The sequence below is a fragment of the Veillonella tobetsuensis genome (assembly GCF_001078375.1).
GTDB classification, from domain to species: Bacteria; Bacillota; Negativicutes; order Veillonellales; family Veillonellaceae; genus Veillonella; species Veillonella tobetsuensis.
The window spans coordinates 13,563-33,619 of sequence record NZ_BBXI01000001.1 but is presented as its reverse complement, the minus strand read 5'-3'; the positions used below and the strand labels follow the sequence as shown (position 1 = coordinate 33,619).

Here is a 20,057-nt window from a genome sequence, read left to right as displayed (position 1 = left end):
TTTGTTTTATGTATTACATCATCTTAAATTCTATATAGTATCTTATATCATACTATTATTGTAATTTAGCAAGAATCATATCGATTTTACGTTGCATATCGTCATTTTGTTTGCGAAGTACATCAATCTCATCAGCTTGTTTAGAGATAATAGCATCCTTTTCTTGGTCTTTTGCCAATAAAGCTTGCATTTCATCTTGCATTACATAGATGGAGCTAATCGGTCCCCCCTTGTAGCGATCAGGGATAGCTTTCTTTTCAGGACTATATCCAAATTTATGGGTTATACCAGCGTTAACCATATTATCATGGCTATCGAGAGATATGCCGATGTTAAACATGGTATTTTCGTTGGTATAATGCGCCATACCGAGTGCCACAGCAGTTTGTGATTTGTAATTACCCACGCCGGCCATAATTTGTGTTGGCTCTAATGGATCATATTGAATTGGCTTCAATGCTGCTAAAGCGGCTGCATTGGCGCCAGCCTTACTAGCATATTGTCTTGCTGCATTGTCTGCCATACCCGTAAGTCCACGAAGGGCTTGATCCACTTGTTGTTTATTTACCGCATCGGTTGGTTTTTCCGCAGGACCTACACCGGTAATACGATGGCCGCCCATATCCAAATTAGAATTAATGGACACATTGGCTGGGGTATTGCCATTTTGACTGTTGAAAGTCATCATTGGCGCTCCATTACCAGCACCGGTAATGGACGTGATACCAGACAAGTTAGAGTTCAGCGCATAATGAATAACACCATTGTTGACTGCATCTTGAGTAACTTGAATGTTGCCATCGCCTTTAAAATCAAATCCTGTTGACAAGGCAACGGAACGTACTGGTGTGCTACCAGCGCGATCAGTAGTACTGCTGGTTGTATAGTTAATATTGCTTACACCAGAAATCGCATTGTCTAATTGTTGTTTATTTACTGCAGAATTTGCTGTTGTACCAGCAGCCACATTTTTAATTTCCTTGTTACCGGCATCCATACCATTGTTATCGAGGGTCATACCACCAACAATGACCTTGTTAAAGGTTACATCATCTTTAGTGGCAACAGTAATCTCTCTGCCAGTGTTGGTAATTGTAATATTCTTACCATCCACGAAGTTAACATTATCCCCACCGGACACGGCTGTTGTAGCACCACCATTGGTTTGAACATTCCAGGATGCAGCAGATTTTGCCAAGTCTTTGATACGGGATTCACCATTCGCACTAAGATTGGATAAATCTTTATTAGCTGCATTTTCAGCAGCCGCTACAGCATTACTCAATTTCGCAGTAGATGCGATAGATACGGTATTACCCGATGCAGTTGTTGTAATCAACGCATTGGCACCGCTTTCACCATTAATATTAAATTGAATACCACCAAATGTATTCAATTTTTGTGCATTAGTAGAACCAGTATTGCCACCAAGGGTAATTGTATTATTACCCAAAGCTGTTGTAGCATCGGAAGCTGCTTTTACAGCATCATCCATTTGTTTCTTATTAACCGCAGCATCGTCGGTAGTGGCTTTGCCAACATTCTTAATTTGTGTATTACCAGCATCGATACCAGAACCATTCAACTTAACAGTGTTAGTACCATCGGTTGCAGTGACACCAGTCGGTGCTACTGTCGTTGTATTCGTACCGTCAGTGGTAGATAGACCACCTTTAGTCATAGTGGTTGTATTACCTGCACCATCAGAAATGATAGAGGACGCACCTGTTAGCGTTTGTGTATTACCGGATGCATCTGTGAACGTAGCAGATGTTAAACCGCTCAATACCTTAGCAAGGCGAATGTTCAATGTGCCGGCCCCATCGGATACAACACCGATATTACCTGCTACTAAATCAGCAGGATTGGTTACGCCACCTTTGATGGATAATACTTCGCCATGTTTACGTACAGATGTGGTACCTGTATCACCATCAAATTTATGCTCTGCATCAGCTAATGCTTGAGCAGTATTCGCATTGGATTTAGTAATCGCATCGTTAATAGCAGTTGCTACGTTTTGGGTTGTAGCTACGCCATCAGTACCTACGGCACCACCTGCGCCTGTTGCACCAGCAGCACCCGCTTGTCCATTGCCATCTACTACTAAATTACCAGCCTTCACATCTACAGTGTATATTTTTACACCACCTGCTGTATTGTTAGATACTGTAGCAAGGCCTGTACCTGTTACATTAACAGCATCTTGTGCAGATGTTACTGCCAAGTCTTTGATCACTGTTTTGCCAGCAGATGAAATATTAGACAAATCCTTATCAGCAGATTTTTCTGCAGCTGTCACAGCCGCTGTCAATTTAGCAGTTGGTGCAACAGTTACATCATCACCGGTAGCAGATGTAGTGATCAAGGCGTTAGCACCTGTATCACCTTTAATATTGAATGTAATAGCATTTGTGCTAAGTTTCTTCGCTGTTGTAGAACCAGCATCACTACCAAGAGCAATTGTATTGTTACCTAAAGCTGTAGTTGCATCGGTAGCGGCTTTTACAGCGTCATCCATTTGTTTCTTGTTAACCGCAGCATCATCTGTAGTAGCTTTGCTAACATTCTTAATTTGTGTATTACCAGCATCGATACCAGAACCATTTAACTTAACAGTGTTGGTACCATCGGTTGCAGTGACACCAGTCGGTGCTACTGTCGTTGTATTCGTACCGTCAGTGGTAGATAGACCCGCTTTAGTCATAGCAGTTGTGTGACCTGCACCATCTGTAATAGTAGAGGAACCACCTGTTACAGTTTGTGTATTGCCGGATCCATCTGTAAATGTGGCAGATGTTAAGCCGCTCAATACCTTCGCAAGACGAATGTTTAATGTGCCTGCCCCATCGGATACGACACCGATGTTGCCGGTTGCTAAATCAGCTGGCGTTGTTACGCCACCTTTAATGGATAATACTTCACCGTGTTTACGTACAGATGTTGTACCTGTATCACCATCAAATTTATGTTCTGCATCGGCTAAGGCTTGTGTTGTGCTTGCTTTTGCCTTAGTTACAGCATCGTTAATAGCAGTCGCTACGTTTTGTGTTGTAGCTACGCCATTTTTACCAGCTGTAGTACCTTGTGTAGCACCATTAGCACCGATTTGGCCGGTTGTATCATCGAGGACAAGTTTACCTTCTTCTACATTAACAGTATATGTTTTTACACCGCCAGTTGTATTATCAGATACTGTAGCAAGACCTGTACCTGTTACCTTAACAGCATCTTGTGCAGATGTTACTGCCAAGTTTTTAATTACTGTTTCACCAGCAGATGTAATATTGGACAAATCTTTATCAGCAGATTTTTCTGCAGCTGTCACAGCCGCTATCAATTTAGCAGTTGGCGCAATAGTTACATCATCACCGGTAGCAGATGTAGTGATTAAAGCATTAGCACCTGTATCACCTTTAATGTTGAATGTAATAGCATTTGTGCTAAGTTTCTTCGCTGTTGTAGAACCAGCATCACTACCAAGAGCAATTGTATTGTTACCTAAAGCTGTAGTTGCATCGGTAGCGGCTTTTACAGCGTCATCCATTTGTTTCTTATTAACCGCAGCATCATCTGTAGTAGCTTTGGCAACATTCTTAATTTGTGTATTACCAGCATCGATACCAGAACCATTTAACTTAACAGTGTTGGTACCATCGGTTGCAGTGACACCAGTCGGTGCTACTGTCGTTGCGTGCGTACCGTCAGTAGTGGATAGACCACCTTTAGTCATAGCAGTTGTGTTACCTGCACCATCTGTAATGGTAGAGGAACCACCTGTTACTGTTTGTGTATTGCCGGATCTATCTGTAAATGTGGCAGATGTTAAACCTGTTAAGGCTTTTGCTATCTTGATATTTAATGTACCAGATGTTGTATCACCTACGACTGCGATATTACCAGATGTAAGGTCTGTAGCAGTTGTGGATGCACCGCCTTTGATGTTAAGTTGTTCACCATGTTTACGGCTAATTACGGTAGCGTCATCGCCAGCAAAATTGTGTTTTGCATCAGCTAAAGCTTGTGCATTATTGGCATTTGCTTTAGTCACAGCATCGTTAATAGCAGTCGCTACGTTTTGTGTTGTAGCTACACCATTTTTACCAACTATAGTACCTTGTGTAGCACCATTAGCACCGATTTTACCGGTTGTATCATCAAGAACAAGTTTACCTTCGTCTACATTTACAGTATATGTTTTCACACCGCCAGTTGTATTGTCAGATACTGTAGCAAGGCCTGTACCTGTTACAGTTACAGCATCTTGTGCGGCTGCTTTAGCTACGTTCTTAACAGCATTTTCAGATACGGCTACTTCATAGGTTTCACCTTTAGCTGTACCTGTTTGACCTGTTACAGTAGCCAAATTGGTATCACCAGATAATGTTTTAGCGACTACCTTTTCAGTAGATGTAGCTGCTGTTTGTGCATTAGCAATGGCTGTTTCCATTTGGCCTTTGCTAACGGCGGATGTAGCTGCTGTACCATCGGCAATATTCTTGATTTCTGTACCACCAGCATTGATACCAGCTGTTGTCATAGAGATAGCAGAAGTACCAGTACCACTTGGTGTAATGGTTACACCATCACCATTAATAACAGTAGTATTGCCACCAGTAGTAGTGAAGGATGCAGATGTTAAACCACTTAATGCTTTAGCAAGGCGAATGTTCAATGTGCCGGCCCCATCGGACACAACACCAATGTTACCTGTTGCTAGATCAGCTGGCGTTATGACGCCACCTTTAATAGATAATACTTCACCGTGTTTACGTACAGATGTTGTACCTGTATCACCATCAAATTTATGCTCTGCATCAGCTAAGGCTTGTGTTGTGCTTGCTTTTGCCTTAGTTACAGCATCATTGATAGCAGTCGCTACATTTTGTGTTGTGGCTACGCCATTTTTACCAGCTGTCGTGCCTTGTGTAGCACCATTAGCACCGATTTGACCTGTTGTATCATCGAGGACAAGTTTACCTTCGTCTACATTTACAGTGTATGTTTTTACACCACCAGTTGTATTGTCGGATACTGTAGCAAGGCCTGTACCTGTTACATTAACAGCATCTTGAGCAGATGTAGCTGCCAAGTCTTTAATCACTGTTTTGCCAGCAGATGAAATATTGGACAAATCCTTATCAGCAGATTTTTCTGCCGCTGTCACAGCCGCTGTCAATTTTGCGGTTGGCGCAATCGTTACATTATCGCCGGTAGCAGATGTAGTGATCAACGCATTAGCACCTGTATCGCCTTTAATGTTGAACGTAATAGCATTTGTGCTAAGTTTCTTCGCTGTTGTAGAACCAGCATCACTACCAAGAGCAATTGTATTGTTACCTAAAGCTGTAGTTGCATCGGTAGCGGCTTTTACAGCGTCATCCATTTGTTTCTTGTTAACCGCAGCATCATCGGTAGTACCATTAGCAACATTCTTAATTTCTTTGTTACCGGCACTAATACCACTAGTAGTTACAGAAATTGGTGTTGTGCCTGTACCAGCAGGAGTTACCGTCACACCTGTAGGTGCTGTTGTAGTTATGTTACCTGCTGCATCAGTAGTTGTGACCCCACCTTTAGATACAACAGTAGAATTACCAGCTGCATCAGAAATCGTAGAGGAACCACCTGTTACGGTTTGTGTATTGCCAGATCCATCTGTATATGTAGCAGATGTTAAACCTGTTAAGGCTTTTGCCATCTTGATATTTAATGTGCCAGATGTTGTGTCACCTACGACTGCGATATTACCAGATGTAAGATCAGTTGCTGTTGTACTTGCACCACCTTTAATGTTTAGTTGTTCGCCATGTTTACGGCTAATAACGGTAGCATCATCGCCAGCAAAATTGTGTTTTGCATCAGCTAATGCTTGTGCATTATTGGCATTTGCTTTTGTAACAGCATCATTAATAGCAGTCGCTACGTTTTGTGTTGTAGCTACACCATTTTTACCAGCTGTAGTACCTTGTGTAGCACCGTTAGCACCGATTTTACCTGTTGTATCATCAAGAACAAGTTTACCTTCTTCTACATTAACCGTATATGTTTTCACACCACCAGCTGTATTGTCAGATAACGTAGCAAGGCCTGTACCTGTTACTGTTACAGCGTCTTGTGCGGCTGCTTTAGCTACGTTCTTAACAGCATTTTCAGATACGGCTACTTCATACGTTTCACCCTTAGCAGTACCCGTTTGACCTGTTACAGTGGCTAAGTTAGTATCGCCGGATAATGTTTTAGCTACTACTTTTTCGGTTGATAAGGATCCACCAGCTGCAGCCGTAATGGCCGCATCCATTTGAGCCTTATTAACTGCCGCATCAGCAGTAGTACCCGTAGCAACACCTTTAATTTCCTTATTGCCCGCATTGATACCAGCTGTTGTCATAGAGATAGCAGAGGCACCAGCTGCACTTGGGGTAATGGTTACACCATCACTATTAATAACAGTAGTATTGCCACCAGCGGCAGTAAATGTAGCAGATGTTAAACCGCTCAATACTTTTGCAAGTTGTACATTTAATGTGCCTGCACCATCAGATACGACACCGATGTTACCTGTTGTCAAACTAGCAGTATTTGTTACACCGCCTTTAATGGATAATACTTCACCGTGTTTACGAACGGATGTAGTACCTGTATCGCCAGCAAATTTATGTTCTGCATCGGCTAAGGCTTGTGTTGTGCTTGCTTTTGCTTTAGTCACAGCATCGTTAATAGCAGTCGCTACGTTTTGTGTTGTAGCTACGCCATTAGAACCGGCCACACCAGATGCACCTGTTGTACCAGCAGCACCGACTTGACCGTTAGCAGCTACCACCAAATTACCGGTATTCACATCAACCGTATATGTTTTTACACCACCTGCTGTATTGTCAGATACCGTAGCAAGGCCCGTACCGGCTACTTTCACAGCATCTTGAGCGGCTCCTTTGGCTAAATCTTTAATAACAGTTTTACCACTCGTAGAAATATTGGATAAATTTTTATCTGCTGCATTTTCAGCGGCCGCCACGGCATTGGTCAATTTAGCAGTTGGTGTAATGGACACATTATCCCCTGTAGCTGCTGTGGTGATTAAGGCATTAGTGCCTGTATCTCCTTTAATGTTGAATGTAATAGCATTTGTGCTAAGTTTCTTCGCTGTGGTAGAACCAGCATCACCGCCAAGAGCAATCGTATTATTCCCCAAGGCTGTAGTTGCATCGGTAGCTGCTTTTACAGCATCTTCCATTTGTTGTTTATTCACTGCAGATGTGGCAGTTGTACCAGCAGCAAGACCTTTAATTTCTTTATTACCTGCATTGATACCTGCAGTTTTGTCGATGGATATACCACCTACAGTGATTTTATCAAAGGATACATTCTTAGCCGTACCGATTGTAATAGTACGACCCGTATTAGTTACAGCAATGTTATCGCCATTAACAAAGTTGACTGTGTCGCCACCGGATACGGCAGTTGTACCACTGCCATTAGTCGATACATTCCAAGCAGCTGCTGTTTTTGCCAAGTTTTGGATTTTCGTGTTACCAGCCGTAGATAAGTTAGACAAGTCCTTATTCGCTGCATTTTCAGCAGCCGTTACAGCATCAGTCAATTTATTCGTTGGTGCAATTGTTACATCATCGCCACTAGCAGATGTCGTAATCAACGCATTAGTGCCAGTTTGGCCCTTAATATTAAATTTAACATCCCCAGAAGCCAATTTTTTAGCCGTCGTGGATCCTGTAGTTCCACCAAGGGCAATAGTACGATTGACAGCAGTTGACGAATCCGTAATCGATTGTTTCGTTGTCGTATTCAAATCAAAGGATACTTGACCATTACTACCTACCGTAGAAACTGTACTTGTACCATTGGTGAAATTAAGACCATCCGATACTTTAGCCGTATTAGCCGTACCACCATTGGCTTTATAGCTAATGGTTTGATCCGCATTTGCTTGGTTAATCGCTTGCGCTACATTATTGGCGTCCGCCATACCTGCGCTAGCACTAGCCGTACCATTCGTAACGGTAATAGTTTGCTTTTTACCAGAAATGGTGAGCGTTTGATTATTGCCCTTTGTCGTAATATAGGTACTATCACCGACTACGTTTAATGCACTATTTGTCAAATTAACGTCACCCTTTGTGCTGCCGTCGGCTGTGAAAGCAAGGTTCATGCTCTTAAGTTGTGCTACGTTGACCGCATCAGTATTGTTAGTACCAGCTGCAAGGCCTGTTAATTGACGTGTATTGGTACCATCGCCAATAGAAACAGCGGCCCAAGTGCTTGTTAACGCATTACCAGATAAGCCAGTAAATGTATTTGTTCGTCCCGTATTAGGATTATAGCCAGCACCAGCTACTATATTCGCTATGGATCCAGCACCCAATGCTACGCCACCTTCTACAGTCGCTTGTGTATTTGCACCTAGTGCTAATGAGTTCTTTCCGACTGCCTTTGCTGTGTTACCATAAGCGGCAGCATTTTCACCACTCGCAGCAGAATTATAACCAACAGCAACCGTAGCACTTTGATTAGCCTCTGAATTGAGACCAATTGCCACCGCAGTAGAACCAGTTGCCTTTGCTTGTGGCCCTAGTGCAGTTGCAGAGGCGCCAGTAGCTTTAGAAGTCTTGCCGAGTGCTACAGAATTAATATTGTTAGATACTGTATCTTGACCAATGGCAATGGAATCACCATTGCTAGCATTCGCACTTTTCCCTAATGCGATAGCGTCTCCACCAGTAGCTTGAGATGACGTACCAATAGCTACAGCATCACCAGCAGTAGCAACGGTACCATTACCTACTGCTACAGCAGACTCACCACTAGCACTAGCAGATTTACCAACCGCAATAGCCGCCTCGCCACCAGATTCGGAGTTAAAACCTCCAGCATAAGAATAGGCCCCTGTAGCTTTTGCATTCGCACCAAGGGCCATACCAATTAACCCTGATGCACTAGCCTTTTCACCTATTGCCATACCATGAACATTTGATACTTGCGTTTGATAACCAATAGCAATCCCATAGTCCGATCCGGATGTTACTTTACTTTCATTCCCCAATGCAACACCATAGGAAGCTCTATTCTCTGCAACAGTACCGATAGCCACCGTATTATTGCCTTCAGCATGTGCCCCAGCCCCCACTGCAACAGATGGCTTAATAGAACCACCTAAGAAGGTACCTGATGCAAGACTTCTAAAGCCAATTGCAATGGATTGATTAGAATCGCTATAGGCTGCATTACCTATAGCGACACCATTGGTTGTCGCTGGTTTAACCGAACCATTGGCAAGTGCTGATGACGGTTTATCAGTAAAAGGAATTGTGGATACAGCCATTACATGAGTCCCCATTGTTGACATCGCTAGCCCTGCTAGAATACTAGCCACCACAATCTTCTTTTTCCCTGTTGTATTCTTCGCCACTTCCGATACAACAACATAACATTGTTTTGATTTTGACCAAATCACTTTAAAAATCTTATTCACAGTCCACGTATCTCCTCATACTAATATATATATATCATTTATTACTGATAACTCATTCATTTACAAAACTAGACAATAATAGTCTACTTTTATGCATACATGAATAAAAATATCATATTACATTCATATTTTCAATATTTTCGACATCGTTTTATGAAAATATTATGAATTTATATGAATGTGACTTACTTTTTTATACTAAATTTATTTATACGACAAATAGCGGCTAGCACATCATATGCGATGTACTAGCCGCTATTGTTTACGGGTCTTATATTATTTTGCTATGAGCCATATATAAATACGATTATATATGCTGTATAAAATCAACTATTTTTTATTCACTCTAACACGTTCAATTGTCGGTTGACCTTGGTTGTTTCTTGCTACTGTATCAACGCGGAACAATGCCATTTCAGGGCTGAATTCTGTTACCAGTTGTTCATCCACTTGTACGCCATTTTGAAGGGCACGATATACGATTTGAGCAAATTCGTAGCGTGTTAATAAGCGATCGCCACCGAATGTGCCATCTGGGTATCCTTCTACCAAGCCACGGCGAGATAGATCACTTACTGCTTCGTATGCCCAGTGGTTGCTAGCCACATCTGGGAATAATGTAGTGTGGTCTGCTTTCATGCGAGTACCTGCTACATCATTTAAGAGGGCTGTTAATTTTTGGATTTGTGCATTTTGAAGAGCTACTGTTTTCTTAAGTTCTAACACTTCTTTACCGATGGCTACGCGAGAACGAGATACATTGCTATGAGCACCCACTTTCACAGAAAGGCCGGCATTCACAACAGTTTCCCCATTACCCAATGTAGAACCTACGCTCAATTGCACATCCTCGTTAGGTCGATAGAATGCACCAAGTGCAGCAGCATTACCATTGTGGTAATGACCATAGCCTGCAGCAAAGTCCCATTTAGCATCTGGATCAAAGTCGAGCGGATGAAGGGCCGCCAATGCCGCTGCACCAGCAACACCACGATTTACGCGTTTGTCCAAGCGAGCTATATTGCCATTAATATTTATAATATTGTTTTGGATATTCGTAATATCGCCGCCTACATTGTTACGCAACAATTTAAGTTGAGCCACATTTACCGCATCAGTATCATTTGTACCAGCAGCAACAGATGTAATTTGACGTGTTACATTATTATCTACATCACCAACGGATACAGCAGATGCTGTAGACACCCAAGTAGAAGATGTTTCGGTGGATGGCGCATTGGTGAGGACATCATAACCTACTGCACCAGCTGCAACAATTGCTTTAGAGCCACTACCAATAGCAGCACCACCTACTACGGTTACTTCTGTATTGTGACCTACAGCCACTGCATCGTTTACAGTCGTTGTTGTGCCATTATCGCTAGAGCCTAAGATAACTGTGTTGTTTGCACTCGTTACAGTACGATTATCACCGAGAACAAGGATATTAGTTGCATCGGATACTGTATTTTTAGAACCGATAACAGTCATATGCTGTACCTTAGTACCTGTATTACCCACACCGATAGCCAAATTATCTTTACTTTGGTTACCACGTACGCCGGTTACAGTGTTGTTTACACCAATCATAGATGTACGTAGTGTATAGTCTGCTTTGTTACCGCCACCAAACGCCATTGTAGCTCCAGCACCATTAGAGGATGTTACGGCATTTCTTAATTTATCTGCAAAATCCTTGGCAGAGGTAGCACCCTCTCCTGGAGTGGTGAAAGAAGCAGTAGAATTAGTAATTTCATTACCCGCTCCATATACAAGAGCGCCGTTGGAATTAGCCACACGGTTTGCAACACCAGTAATAGCTGTTCCTACGCCGGCTGTAGAGCTACTTGTTGTAGATTCAATGCTGTTGAAAGCACCATTTACGGTAGCACCGAAGTTTTGAGTAGGTGTTGAGAAACGACCTCCTGTGTAAGAGGAACTAATGATATTGTAAGTACCAGTATTAGTGGTGAAAGCCCCATTACTAAAGCTATTCGCACCAACAGTTGTTGCATATACATTTAAATTTGCACCACGCGTACCATTATTATCTGTATCTATCGTCGTATCACCAATGGCTCCACGATAATTATGAGAACCAATCATAGTACTACCTGTACGAGCATATGTGTTATTACCAATCGCAATAGAACCTACTACTTTAGATGGATCTGCAGGTACACGAGCCGAAGAGAACCAGTTGCCAGAATATGATGTTTGACCCATACCTACAGCTGCTTCTGCACCACCTGCCATGTTTTCTACATGAGAATTTGCCCCGATAGCGATGCTACCATTTTGACCAACGTAATTTTCTACATTAGCTTTATTACCCAAGGCAACATCTAAGGTGTTATTTGCAGTACTACCTGTACCGTAGGCAATACCATTACCAGCCCCAGTTGTTGTATCAGCTGCACTAGCCACACATAAGCTAGATAACAATACACCATTGATCAATAGTGTTAAAATGCGTTTACGATTGTTCATGTTCTTCTATCCCCTATATAACAAAACAATAAGTCCACTCTCAAAACTCATCATTTCTTCATGATGATTACATGAATATATTAACACATTTTAAATATTTGTAAACAGTTTATTTATAATTAAGTGCAAAAAATTAGAATTATACGATAAAATTTAATATATTTACAGGATTATTAAATAAACCAAAAAGCGGATAGCTAATCACAAAGGATTAACTATCCGCTTATGTATTGAGGTTTTTATGAAAAATCTGTTTACACTATACAGCTATTTAAGCATCTCAATATTATCTATTATTTAATTTTTCTACCAGCATATCTACTGTTTCTTGTAATTTCTTATTTTGAGCCTCTAATGTATCAACCCGTTGTTCGAGAGCATTATAGGAAGCAGGAGAGATTTTTTGCACCATTTTGCTTTCACCAAATTTATAGGATACGCCAAGGTTTGCCATGATATGGTTATTAACGGTAGCACCTGCAGTAAGGAGCAAGTTTTCCTTTGGATAATAACCAACACCTAGGGCAAGAGCATTCGCATCTTTATAGTGTCCGATACCACCCATTACTTGTACTCGATTATCTGGATCAAATTGCATTGGATGTAATGCAGCTAGTGCCGCAGCACGAGCATCGCCTTTATTAGCTTCTTTTCCAATATTGCTAATTGTATTGTATAGATTATCGATTTGTTGGTTTGCACCGTATAGTTGGGAACCATTGATGGCATCCGTAGAATCTGCACTAACACGGCCAGCTGCCACATGAGTGATGGTACGTTCTTGACCTGTAGCACCTACAGAGACTGTAGATACTGGTGTTGTACCAGCAAAGTTAACGGTACCACCTGCATAGGTGTAACTTGGGGTGCTCACCACATCACTACTTTCAGCAGTGGAATTACTACCAAGCACAACTGCATTATTCAAAGTCGTATCTACGTGATCACCTAAGACATAGGTATTATTAGCCGTCACATGATTATAGGCACCAACAACAGCATTGCTTTCACCCTTTAACTCTGCATTATGACCTATGCCATAGTTAAAGTTGCCATCCACTGTTGAATTAGACCCAATCAACACCGTATTGTTACCTTTACTGCCACCAGCTTGGCCTGTGCCAAGCCATACGTTTTTATTACCAGTCGCACCAGAACCAGCGAAGGAGCCGATGGCAATCGTATTGGATATAGTCGAATTAAATCCAGCGGCAAAATTACCGAGGAAATTATAATCGCCCTTACCATTTAAAAAGGTCTTTGAACCTAGTGCAACATTGGCACCACCACTGGATCCATTCAACGATATCCGGCCAATGGCGATATTATTGCCCTTTGCATTAGGATCGTTAGGGTTTTGATATGGATTGCCATTACTAGTACCCGCTTGTCCACCAAGGGATACATTGTCCGAATTAGTAAAGTTAGAATTTCCTGGTATGCCGATATTATAGGCTGCACCACCAGTTGAAACGATAGGTGTATCGGCGGCTTGCACCAAGCCATTTGAAGATATACCGAGCATACTAACCATTGCTACGATACCTAATTTTGTTGCGTAATTCATTTTACGACCCTCCCATACTCTCTAACAATGTGTTGCTATACTCCCGCTAGCGTTCTCGATGCGCCATAAATTTCAGCCACTACGTAGGGATTGCCACAGGTACTCAGTTTCGCGAGTATCCGTTTTGTATAGTCTAGATGTTCTAACAAAGCGTCACGCAATTTACGTTGCACGTGGTCAGGGGAATGAAATACGAGTATAGGATCAAAGTCTCCTATGATGATATACGTTGTATGTGGTTCTGGTCCTGGCTCAATGTGGTATTGAAATGGAATGATAACATTGAATAAACCATACACCACATCGCGCGCAATTGGTTTCCGTGCTTTAAGACAAGCAAATGTCATGTTAGGACCTAACGTTCGTGGATCCGTATACATGGGCTTTGACCGTCTTGTTGATTGAATGCCGTTTGCTAGAACACCCTCGTGTCGTGCTATCTCTCGCAATACCGTTTTAATGGATTTGTGAATGATATCACGCCGACCATCTACATAGTAACATGCAGTGCAGTCACCACCATCTATGTAAACTGGAATTAAGCAACATATATGGTGAGCTACATCGCCATATATCGCATTTGGATTACAAGAAATTGATTCTTTATTACTTACCGTTTGATACGCTGTATTATGCATCATTATAACCTTTCTTAAGATTAATGAGTAATAAAACTAAGGAATTCCTCTTGTAAAATTGTATAAATAACACGTGTTATATAAATGTGCTTTAGCAGCACTTATGAGTTAATTGTATACCTATAATTACAAGCTGTAAATATATAAATTAAAAAATATTTTAGATTTTTTAAAGTCACTTATAACTATGCATATTTTGCATATCTTGGATATCCGATTCTTTGTTGTCTGCCACCATCATGTAATATCGCAATTGGTCGATGGCCTTTTGATGGCGTTGTTGCACAGCCTGCCTCGACTGGTGCGATTCACAACCAATAGAGACACAGCTTTTACCATCCTTATATAAGGCATACAATAATTCTTGTTGTTCTACCGGTAGTTTTTGAAATGCAGTCCACAGACGAGTGCGCAATTCGTCCTCATTGGAGGTGCCAACGATGTCTCGCTCGATATCTACATCATCGGGAAATTGGTCCATCGCCAGCTCAGATACATCGTCACCCGTGCAGGGCGGCAAGGTCAATTCCCATTTCCATTGCTGAACGGACCGCTTGTAAAAGTTCAGATAACCGTAGCGAATGGCGGCTTTCACATACCCTGAAAAGGGTACCTTACCTGATGTATGAAAGCTGTAAATGGCTTCGATAAAGATGATCCACAGAAATGATTCAACATCGTCCGTCAGTGCTTCGGTGCTATATCGGTTCGCATAGCTGATAATGAGTGGCCGATAGCGACGGCATAGTTCGACTTGTGCTGCATCGATGGTGAGTTCCTCGATGGGCCACACCGCCCGTTCTGTGCTGAGCACAGATACGCGGTGTTCTTGGCAGACGCGTACTAAACTAAGGTCTGTCACCGCTTGTAATACCTTTTGGGGACATACCACATGTTTCATATTCATATTCGTTCCTTTCTGCCTAGGCTCAATTGAAATATACACCCAAGTGAGTATTTAGACAAATAAGAAATTCCGCTAAAAATGCATAGATTTACAGCGGAATTTTTGTTTTCGAATATGTATTTGTATAAAATTTCAACGCATTTTCAATGAAGTACGCCAATTATATGAATTTACTTGTTTCGCAGATTATATGATCTTTGTTAGCGCTAATATACAGCTTTCAACAGGATAATCCAGACTTAGTTAGTACACCAATGATAGATTCTTAGCGAATACTGGTTTCACCATGGTATCGTAGACATGCTGCCCATCCCCACAATGAATGTCCTCCATGTAAGGGAATACGTATTCAAACCAAAATTGGAACATGGTATTCACAAAGTGATAGTCCGAATAGCGCAATGGACCTCGGCTGCCCCCTTGGAGACGGCCTATAATGGCCATGTCTAACAAGTCGGCCATACGGGTCGCAAAGGTACCACTTTTCAGTTCGCTAGCATGGCACAACTCTGTATAGAATGGTTTATCTAGCTGTACTAGTGCATATAAAATGGCATTGGCTGCCCCAGCGTTACGAATATAACGCATGAGTAGTCGTTGCGGTTCCATATATAGGGCGCCTTCTGGTCTAAAGAATAGACGCACAATATTATCATCTACGGATGCAGTAGGGTCGATATGCACTAGATTGCCTGGCATACCTCCTGTTACATGGTATAGTTTCGCAAGATCTTCATCGGTATAGTTCCACCCTAATGCTCTCACATCATCAAGGGTGAAAGGTTCTACCTTAAAGTGACTATGAATATATGGGGCAATCAAGCTAGATTCGCCCAAGATTCGCCCTTTTAATTCGTCCACATGGGTTCCCATGAGGAGTACAAACATCTTGCCATAGTCCCGATAGGTTTCCATCAATTCCCGTAATAGGATAGGCACCTGTGGTGCCGTATCTACTAGAGCCGGGTAATCGTCAATAATAAACATCATATGTTTATCAACGCTCATTTGAAATACTCTACGCAAAGCCTCCTCTAGGGTGCGAAATGACCCAGATGGCATATCCAATCCTCTCTCAATGGATCGAATATGAACGGATTCGTTCGCTAGTCGCCCTAGCAAGTAAATCACATGATTCGATGTTAATCGGTTTTGCAGTTCCTTTGCAATATAGGTTTTTCCTACGCTATAAGGCCCGTATACAACACTCATATCCATACAGGCCTTCTCGTATTGTTCCATGATAGAATCAATTACCGCCTCATGGTTTACACACTTCATATAAGATCTCACCTCCCTTAAATTCAGTCCTTAGGAACCTATTATATCATAATCTAAATAATCTATAAAATATATTTTATGTATTTTAACAAATATATAATAAATTCATCATTTACACATAAAAAAACTCTCTCCTCAAATGATATGTCCCCCTTTCACTGAACAAGCAGTAAAGGGGATACATATCCAAAAGAGAAAAGAGTTTTATTGATTGTTGGTAAATTTCATAATCATGATACGCCGCACCGCAGCATTGAGTTCTGCTTCTGTAATAGTGCCATCTTCTACGGCTTGTGTTAAGGCGGTATGAATTTCCTTGATATGATTCGAGTGTTTACACACGGCTACCATATCGCCACCAGCCTTGATGGTACGTACCGCATAATCACCTACGGCGATGCCGGTAATGGCCGCACCGACTTCGATATCATCGGATAAAACTACGCCAGTAAAGCCCAATTCACCGCGCAGCCAATCGGTGATAATCGGTTTAGACAAACTAACGGGATTTTTTGCATCCATAGAGGTGACTTTCACAGAATTCACCATAATCATAGGTCGCTCCTGTGCCGTAGATTGGATCAGCTGCACAAAAACGCGCGTATCATCGTCCATCAGTGCGTCCTTCGATACATCGACTCGCATGCCAGGCACCGTAAAATCGGCCCCACCTGGGAAAAATTGGTACGCCGTGAACACTTGATTCGCCGCATATCGCTTCGTAATCAATTCGCCAATCTGTGCGGCCCGGTCGAGATCCTGTGTATAGGAATAGAAGGAATGTGTATTTACCATGGGCCCTAAATTTAGATTAAATCCAAGGTCGCGCATCTCAATGGAGGTACGCGTCGCGAGGCTACCCACCGCATCAAGGCCCTTTTTAGAGATAATGTTAGGTTCCACCCAAGGAATCATCACATTAGGGCGATAAGGCATCCGTTCCCGATGAATCGCGATGAACGGAGGCGCTAGGCTCGCAATATTTGCATTATCTCGAATCCCTTTTGTGAAAGTCCGTAGTTGTTCCTTGGATTCCATATTATTATTATCTAATAAAATACCGCCTACACGGTATTTGCGCATCATTTCTTTTTGAGGCTCATCTAATGTGGTACCGTCGAGGCCCATGAGAATCAATTGGCCGATTTTGTCCTCGCGAGACATATTTTTCACCATTAAATCTGCCTTATCCTCGACCGATGCATTGGTTGCAGCTATAGCCCTAAAACTTGTAGGTGTACGTTCTTCCGCTACAGTCTTTGCTTCATCTTTGTAACATCCGGCCACAGCACACACCGTTGTTACTAGCAATACACCACATATAAACCTTTTAACGAACTGCTTCATCGCTCTCTCTTTCTGTTGCAAGCTCAATTTCAATATAGATGTAGTATGATCCTATCCCCTCCCAGTTATAGAATCGTCCATCCTAACTCTCAGATATTTCTAATCTATTATATACTATATAGTTCATTAATGCCTCATTAAAATGCTGACTTGCAAATTTTGTATACTAGCCAAAAATAATGCATACAATTTGAGAACGACAACCTTCTAACTATAAAAAAACTGCAAGCTAGCTGTATATCCAATCAAGCTATTCTCAATTGGCATACAACTAACTTGCAGTTGATTCTATTTAACCTGCAATTAATTCTATTTGACTTGCAGTTGATTTTATTTTACCTACTGATGATTCTCTGTATCTGTAGTATCTTGGGGATCAGTTTGTCCTTGATGCGGTGTTTTATGATTCGTCATCACCGTTTTGGCCGCCACCTTTTTCACAGGGAACGTAATTGGCACCTGTGTATTAACTTGTACTGGGCCATTTTTTGGTACAGCCACCTCTTGCGGCGTAGACAAGGCCTTTACTACTGTAGCTGGAGGCGCTGTTTGCGCTATTTGCGGTACTGCCTTTGGCGCTTGTTTAGGCGCATCCGGTTGTTGACGTGCCACCCGTGCTGCCGCCAAGATTCCAGGGTTACGATATAGTAATTGACCACCTTCGGTAGATAATTTTTGATCATAATAATATACATCAGCATTATAATATTCGCTACCGCTCGCCACATCATAGCGCAAACCAATCATGGTATACACCGTAAAATGAAGCAAGCCGTCCGGTTTACTGCGATCAATGGAATCACGATCCACGTACCAATTATTACCATTATAGGTGAAAGCATATATATCTTGACGTGCATCGGCATTAGGTATAACAGATATAAGCAGCGCTACTACAAACAATATAACTGCACACATACGTTGTAACATGAGGCCTCCTCATATGTATAAAATGATTGTATACGATTTAACAACTTATTATACCATATTTTAATAGGTCAATATGAAATATCACTTTATCATATATAAAAACTAATCCAATATACTCGTCTTAAGCATATAAGACTCAGTACGTCCTTGTTTTACCGTATCGAGGTATTTATTCGGAATTTGTTTAAACCTATTATGAATTGTGCCTCTACTCTTATTACAAGCTTTTAGAATCTCAGCTTTACTAATACCCGCCCCTAAGGAAAATAAACGAGCCTCTAATAACAAAAAGTATATATTTTGTAATACTTGATCAGTGATCTGATGACTTTCAAAAAATGCTTTCAGTTTTATACGCTCATCTTCTAAACGTTTTATACGCTTGTCTAATAGAGCAATCGCATCATCAATTGTTTTCTCAATAATAGATATAAACTCCATAACAAAATTCGTTATATCCCCACCGTTAATTTCAGCTGTTGTCATTTTAAAAGCATCATAATATTGTTTTTTATTATTTTTAATAACAGCAGATAAGCGTAATGCAATCAGAGGATGAAAATGTTTTGCTAAGTAAGCTGTAGATATAAATCGATTTGTACGGCCATTACCATCATAAAATGGATGAATGTAGCCAAAGTAATAATGAAATATCGCAACACGTATAGGTAATTGTATATCATCATTATTAAGAATCATTAAAGCTTGATCTATTTCTTGAATAATACTAGATTCAGGCAATGTACCACGATGAATTATCTTATCTTGATGATTTACGATATCTACAGAATCTTTTCTAAAAATCGCTCCATCAGGTTGATTCTTCTTTGAAATCTCATCACGTATAATATCATCATATAATCGCCTAATATCTGAACTACTGGTATATATAAAACGCCTAGGCTGCTCTAAAATGGTTTTATATTTTGTGATAATACTAGAAAAACGTAACTTCTTATTATCTATATTATGTATGGCATCTTGTATTTCACGCCGACTACTGCGTACACCTTCGATATCATTACTCGCCTTAATTTCACTAGATAAAAAGCCATTCATAACATGCCATAACATAACTAGAGGCACACGTTGTGCCAAATTAACAAATTCATGTTTTTTCTGTTCGATAGATAGAAGCAAATTCACTAATTCAGGATGATACATGAAAAAAGCTGTATAAGTATGACGGCGGTTATATTCATGAATAGCTATCGGTAAAACAATAGAACTCTCAGAATAACGTCTATTATCCAGTATACGTTTCCATTCATCTTCACCTTTTCTGTAATATATCTTATACATTGGTTCAAATTTCATGCTATCCCTCCTATCTGCCTCTATACTATATAATCTATGATGTTCAAAATAATGCAATTTTGTACTTCATACCACATTTTCTTATTTTGA

General features: G+C 41.1%; 9 protein-coding genes. All 9 read right to left on the bottom strand.

What is annotated here, in order from left to right; translation table 11 throughout:
• Positions 1-55 precede the first annotated feature (55 nt).
• Positions 56-9,490 carry a YadA-like family protein gene (locus VEI_RS00085; protein ID WP_059360988.1) on the bottom strand — a complete coding sequence of 3,145 codons (9,435 nt, stop codon included), beginning with the start codon at positions 9,488-9,490 and terminating at the stop codon, positions 56-58.
• A gap of 330 nt (positions 9,491-9,820) precedes the next feature.
• Positions 9,821-11,980, bottom strand: coding sequence for an S-layer homology domain-containing protein (locus VEI_RS00080; RefSeq protein WP_059360985.1), 2,160 nt, complete (start codon positions 11,978-11,980; stop codon positions 9,821-9,823).
• A 286-nt stretch (positions 11,981-12,266) separates the two neighbouring features.
• Positions 12,267-13,547 (bottom strand): YadA-like family protein, encoded by a 1,281-nt coding sequence (locus VEI_RS00075; protein WP_059360983.1) that lies wholly within the window; start codon positions 13,545-13,547, stop codon positions 12,267-12,269.
• Between the two features lie 35 nt (positions 13,548-13,582).
• Positions 13,583-14,188 (bottom strand): hypothetical protein, encoded by a 606-nt coding sequence (locus VEI_RS00070; protein WP_005379131.1) that lies wholly within the window; start codon positions 14,186-14,188, stop codon positions 13,583-13,585.
• Between the two features lie 172 nt (positions 14,189-14,360).
• Entirely contained in the window at positions 14,361-15,092 is a 732-nt protein-coding gene (locus tag VEI_RS00065) for a sigma-70 family RNA polymerase sigma factor (protein WP_059360981.1), read from the bottom strand.
• A gap of 243 nt (positions 15,093-15,335) precedes the next feature.
• On the bottom strand, positions 15,336-16,373 hold the full coding sequence (locus tag VEI_RS00060; protein WP_059360979.1) for an AAA family ATPase: 1,038 nt from the start codon (positions 16,371-16,373) through the stop codon (positions 15,336-15,338).
• A gap of 204 nt (positions 16,374-16,577) precedes the next feature.
• Positions 16,578-17,720, bottom strand: a complete 1,143-nt coding sequence (locus VEI_RS00055; RefSeq protein WP_059360978.1) for a glycoside hydrolase family 3 N-terminal domain-containing protein — start codon at positions 17,718-17,720, stop codon at positions 16,578-16,580.
• Between the two features lie 339 nt (positions 17,721-18,059).
• Positions 18,060-18,650 carry a hypothetical protein gene (locus VEI_RS00050; protein WP_059360976.1) on the bottom strand — a complete coding sequence of 197 codons (591 nt, stop codon included), beginning with the start codon at positions 18,648-18,650 and terminating at the stop codon, positions 18,060-18,062.
• A gap of 102 nt (positions 18,651-18,752) precedes the next feature.
• The gene (locus VEI_RS00045) at positions 18,753-19,967 is read right to left on the bottom strand and encodes a Fic family protein (RefSeq protein WP_059360974.1); all 1,215 of its coding nucleotides are present in this window, start codon (positions 19,965-19,967) and stop codon (positions 18,753-18,755) included.
• Positions 19,968-20,057 lie beyond the last annotated feature (90 nt).

Bases quoted from the DNA above. Each gene is read 5' to 3' on its own strand.
- VEI_RS00080 (WP_059360985.1), bottom strand. From the start codon at position 11,980: ATGAACAATCGTAAACGCATTTTAACACTATTGATCAATGGTGTATTG.
- VEI_RS00045 (WP_059360974.1), bottom strand. From the start codon at position 19,967: ATGAAATTTGAACCAATGTATAAGATATATTACAGAAAAGGTGAAGAT.
- VEI_RS00050 (WP_059360976.1), bottom strand. From the start codon at position 18,650: ATGTTACAACGTATGTGTGCAGTTATATTGTTTGTAGTAGCGCTGCTT.
- VEI_RS00070 (WP_005379131.1), bottom strand. From the start codon at position 14,188: ATGATGCATAATACAGCGTATCAAACGGTAAGTAATAAAGAATCAATT.
- VEI_RS00065 (WP_059360981.1), bottom strand. From the start codon at position 15,092: ATGAATATGAAACATGTGGTATGTCCCCAAAAGGTATTACAAGCGGTG.
- VEI_RS00060 (WP_059360979.1), bottom strand. From the start codon at position 16,373: ATGAAGTGTGTAAACCATGAGGCGGTAATTGATTCTATCATGGAACAA.
- VEI_RS00075 (WP_059360983.1), bottom strand. From the start codon at position 13,547: ATGAATTACGCAACAAAATTAGGTATCGTAGCAATGGTTAGTATGCTC.
- VEI_RS00055 (WP_059360978.1), bottom strand. From the start codon at position 17,720: ATGAAGCAGTTCGTTAAAAGGTTTATATGTGGTGTATTGCTAGTAACA.